Genomic DNA, 3,828 nt, shown 5'->3' on the forward strand with positions numbered 1-3,828 from the left:
ATCGTCGGACCCTACGTCTCCTCACCGACGTGTCCGCTGAGCGGGGTCAACATCACCTGTCCTGAGGCGGACCCCGTCCGCCGGGAAGGATGTCGTTCGTGCCCGCTCCTCACCCACCGGAGTTCCGCCAGCGTGCGGTCGACCTGGCTCGCTCGAAGGTCAAGCCCGTCGCCGAGATCGCGAAGGACCTGTCGATCTCCGAGTCGTGCCTGCGGAACTGGCTCGCCCAGGCCGACACCGATGACGGCGACCCCCGGTCCGGACGGTTGTCCACCGATGAGAAACGTGAACTCGCCGAGCTCCGCAAAAAGGCCCGCCGGGTCGAGGTGGAGAACGAGATTCTCAAGCGTGCGGCCGCGTGCTTCGCCCGGGAGAACGTCCTCCCGAAGTAGTCTTCCCGCTGGTCCGTGAACTCGCCGACGACGGATTCTCGGTCGCGGTGACCTGCCGGGTCCTCGGCGTGCGCCGACAGGGCTACTACGAATGGCGTAGCGGAATGAGATCACCCCGAACTGTCGAGAACGAGCAGCTCCTCAAACACATCGAGAAGATCCACCACGACTCCCGCGAGACCTACGGATGGCCACGAGTCCACGCCGAGCTGACCCTCGGGCTGGGCCTGGCGGTCAACCACAAGCGGGTCGCCCGGCTCATGCGCGAGGCCGGGATCCAGGGCCTCTACCGGCGCCGCAACCGCGGCTGCACCGTCCGGGACCAGCACGCCGACCCTTTCGAGGACCTGGTCGACCGCGACTTTCGTCGTGGACGGCCCGGACGAGATCTGGTGCACCGACATCACCGAGCACCCCACCCGAGAAGGGAGGATCTACTGCGCTGCCGTCGTTGACCTGTTCTCCCGGAAAGTCGTCGGCTGGTCCATCGACGACAACATGCGCACCGAACTCGTCGTCGACGCGCTCGGCATGGCCATCCTTCGCCGTCAGCCGGAACTGCAGTCGACCATCCTGCATTCCGATCACGGATCGCAATTCACGTCATGGGCATTCGGACGCCGACTCGTCGACGCTGGCCTCGTTCCCTCAATGGGCTCGATCGGTGATTGCTACGACAATTCCCTGGTCGAGTCGTTCTGGGGCACCATGCAACTCGAGCTGTTCGACTCCAGGGCCTGGAAAACCCGCGCCGAACTTGCCGCTGCGATCTTCGAATGGATAGAGTGCTGGTACAACCCGCTACGACGTCATTCCAGCATCGGGATGCTCTCCCCGGCAGACTTCGAAGCAGCCCACGCACCGCCTGACCACGATCACTGACCCCACACCGTCAGTGTCCGGCGCTGGGGGCCAAGCTCAGGGGCTAGGGAGGTGGCCCCATGGGGCGATGACAAGAGGGGCAGCCGTCCCGATTCGGTCCGCCGGGCGATCATGAAGCGGATCGACGACTCCGTCCTCGCTGCCACCGGCATCGACCCGATGCGGGTGCTCGTCGTTGTCGAGGACGTGCCGGCGAGCTCGGCGATGGAGGCCGGGCACGTGCTGCCCGGGGGCCGAACTCCGCAGACGAGAAGGCGCGGTTCGCCGTCGTGGGGCACGGCCTGCCTGATAGCGACGGGGCGGGACCAGCGGAGCAGGTCCCCGCCCCACCTCGGAGGTTCCCTCGGTCCTCGGATCATCCGGAGCGAGCCGGCCGAATCGGGGCGGAGATTGGAGCGGACGTTCAGCTCCCGATGTAGCGGACCAGCAGTTCCGCCACGCAGTTCGGCTTCTCGGCGCCCTCGCGCTGCATCGTGACCTTGAGCCGGGCCTGCGCGTATTTCTCGGAGCGCTCGACAGCAATCAAGTCGACGCTGCCGCGCAACCTCGCTCCGGCCGGGCACGGCGACGGGAACCGGACCTTGTCCGAACCGTAATTGATGCTCATCGCGACACCTCGGACGTCCACGACCTCCCGCAGCAACTTCGGCGCAAGCGCGACAACGAGGTAGCCGTGTGCGATGGTGCTGCCGTACGGGCCGGACTTCGCCCGCTCAGCATCGACGTGTATCCACTGGTGATCGTCCGTAGCGTCAGCGAACAAGTTGATCTGTTCCTGCGTGATCGTGTACCAGGAACTGTCACCCAGATGCGTCCCGATTGCCTTCTCGAGCTCGTCGACATCTTCGTAAACGGGCATTCGGTTCAACCTATCTGTCATGGGGTGGGTGTGTCAGATGGAGAGTCCGCCCTCCGCCGGCAGCGCGACGCCGGTGATGGGCGGCCTTGTCAGGAGCGAGGACGACGACTGCGGCAGCCATCTCGGCCGACTCGCCGTATCGGCTGAGTGGACTGCTCGCGACGAGGTCGGCCCGTTCGGCCCGCTTCTTCTTGGGGCTCGCAAGGGCGACCATCCGGGCTGACGTTTGGCGCGGCTGCGTTGACGTTGACAGCAAGTCGACCAAGCTCATGGGCATGCTTGGCCGACGCGTAGCCATCGCCCCTGAATGCTCCGCCAGCGTCGACAGTTCCGGCGAAGTCAGCGATCACCTCGCCCATCAGCTGAGGCGCTCGTAGATGATGACCATGCCCTAGCCGCCGCCGACGCACATGGTCTCGAGGTCGAGAGCTCTTGTCCTTGGGCTTGGGGCCGTTGAGGAGGGTGTCGGTGATGCGGGCGCCGGTCATGCCGAACGGGTGGCCGACGGCGATGGCGCCGCCGTGGACGTTCAGCTTGTCGTCGTAGGGGCGATGCCCAGGTCCCGGGCCGACGGGAAGACCTCGGCGGCGGAGGCCTCATTGAGCTTGAAGAGGTCGACGTCGTCGACAGTCATGTCGGTGCGGGCGAGGGCCTGCTTCGGCGCCTCGACCGGGCCGTAGCCCATGATCTCCGGCGACAGGCCGGTGGCGACCACCCGGGCGACCGGCGTGAGGTCCAGGTCGCGAGCCTTGGTGTCGGACATGACGATCAGGGCCGCGGCGCCGTCGTTGAGCGGGCAGCAGTTGCCGGCGGTGATCAGGCCGTCGGGGCGGAAGACGGGCCAGGTTCTGCGAACGGACGCCGAACCGGTCCATGTCCTCGCGGGTCACGCCCGTGAGCCGGGCGAGGTCCTCGGCGGTCTGGCCCATGGCGATGTAGACGTAGGAGGGGCCGTGGGCGCGTGGGCCGGTGTCGGACTCGGCGGTGGCGCGGGTGTGCTCCTGGGCCTTGTCGAACAGCGGGTTCCGGGTTTCGGGCAGCGAGTCGGAGTTGCCCTTCTCGAACCGAGAGCCGGTCTCGCCGCCGGCCGACACGAATGCGTCACCCTCCCCCGCGCGGATGGCGTGCATCGCCATGCGGGTGGTCTGCACCGAGGAGGAACAGTAGCGGGTGATCGTCGGGCCGGGCACGGTGTTGAGCCCGAGTAGCACCGAGACCATGCGGCCGAATTCGTTTCCGGACTCGCCGCCGGGCGGGCCGCAGCCCTCGATCTGGGTGGGGTCCAGCTCGGGGACCTGGTCCAGCGCGTCCTGGACCATCTGCGTGGTCAGGTCGTCCGGACGCATGTCCTTCAGCGAACCCTTGCGGGCGCGCCCGATCGGGGGTCGGACGACGGCGACGATCACGGCTTCGAGCATGGGACTCCTCGGCTTGCGGTCGGTCGGCATGAGCGGGCGGTCTCTTTGACTGGCAGGGAGGTCGGGGCGACAACGTCGTGGAACGCTCCTTCTGCCGGTCGTGGCCGGTACCCGGTGGTGGAGACGATTCAGGGCGTGATGGTCCAGGTGTCGCGGCCGTTGAGCAGGGCCTGTAGGTCGGTGACCGGGTTGCGGTCCTTGGCCTGCTGGACCTGGGTGCGGGCGGCGTCGTCGTAGGTGGTGCGGTCGACGTTGCGGAAGATGCCGGTGACGGTGT

6 protein-coding genes and 2 pseudogenes are annotated in these 3,828 nt (G+C 67.1%); 3 read left to right on the plus strand and 5 right to left on the minus strand.

The window, feature by feature from the left end:
• Window positions 1-98: 98 nt before the first annotated feature.
• The 3 genes from ABD993_RS26770 to ABD993_RS26780 all read left to right on the plus strand — a co-directional run bounded on the left by ABD993_RS26770 (window position 99) and on the right by ABD993_RS26780 (window position 1,274).
• On the plus strand, window positions 99-392 hold the full coding sequence (locus tag ABD993_RS26770) for a transposase (protein ID WP_345424269.1): 294 nt from the start codon (window positions 99-101) through the stop codon (window positions 390-392).
• Window positions 393-496: 104 nt separating this feature from the next.
• The gene (locus ABD993_RS36925; protein WP_425569152.1) at window positions 497-847 is read left to right on the plus strand and encodes an IS3 family transposase; all 351 of its coding nucleotides are present in this window, start codon (window positions 497-499) and stop codon (window positions 845-847) included.
• The gene (locus ABD993_RS26780; protein ID WP_345424275.1) at window positions 762-1,274 is read left to right on the plus strand and encodes an IS3 family transposase; all 513 of its coding nucleotides are present in this window, start codon (window positions 762-764) and stop codon (window positions 1,272-1,274) included. Before ABD993_RS36925 ends, ABD993_RS26780 begins: the two co-directional genes overlap by 86 nt.
• A 403-nt stretch (window positions 1,275-1,677) precedes the next feature.
• On the opposite strand, the gene ABD993_RS26785 is transcribed toward ABD993_RS26780, so the two are convergent.
• From ABD993_RS26785 to ABD993_RS26795, 5 genes and pseudogenes are all read right to left on the minus strand, one after another.
• The gene (locus ABD993_RS26785) at window positions 1,678-2,133 is read right to left on the minus strand and encodes a MaoC family dehydratase (RefSeq protein ID WP_345424278.1); all 456 of its coding nucleotides are present in this window, start codon (window positions 2,131-2,133) and stop codon (window positions 1,678-1,680) included.
• Window positions 2,134-2,222: 89 nt separating this feature from the next.
• The gene (locus tag ABD993_RS36930) at window positions 2,223-2,666 is read right to left on the minus strand and encodes a hypothetical protein (protein WP_425569153.1); all 444 of its coding nucleotides are present in this window, start codon (window positions 2,664-2,666) and stop codon (window positions 2,223-2,225) included.
• On the minus strand, window positions 2,663-2,896 hold the full coding sequence (locus tag ABD993_RS36935; protein WP_425569151.1) for a hypothetical protein: 234 nt from the start codon (window positions 2,894-2,896) through the stop codon (window positions 2,663-2,665). The genes ABD993_RS36930 and ABD993_RS36935 overlap by 4 nt, the downstream gene beginning before the upstream one ends.
• A gap of 51 nt (window positions 2,897-2,947) precedes the next feature.
• Window positions 2,948-3,581 (minus strand): annotated as a pseudogene (locus ABD993_RS36940) (thiolase family protein); the annotation flags it as partial.
• A 98-nt stretch (window positions 3,582-3,679) separates the two neighbouring features.
• Window positions 3,680-3,828 (minus strand): annotated as a pseudogene (locus ABD993_RS26795) (2-oxoacid:ferredoxin oxidoreductase subunit beta); the annotation flags it as partial.

Origin of the sequence: Pseudonocardia xishanensis (assembly GCF_039541715.1) — a bacterium.
In the GTDB taxonomy this organism is placed as follows: Bacteria; Actinomycetota; Actinomycetes; order Mycobacteriales; family Pseudonocardiaceae; genus Pseudonocardia; species Pseudonocardia xishanensis.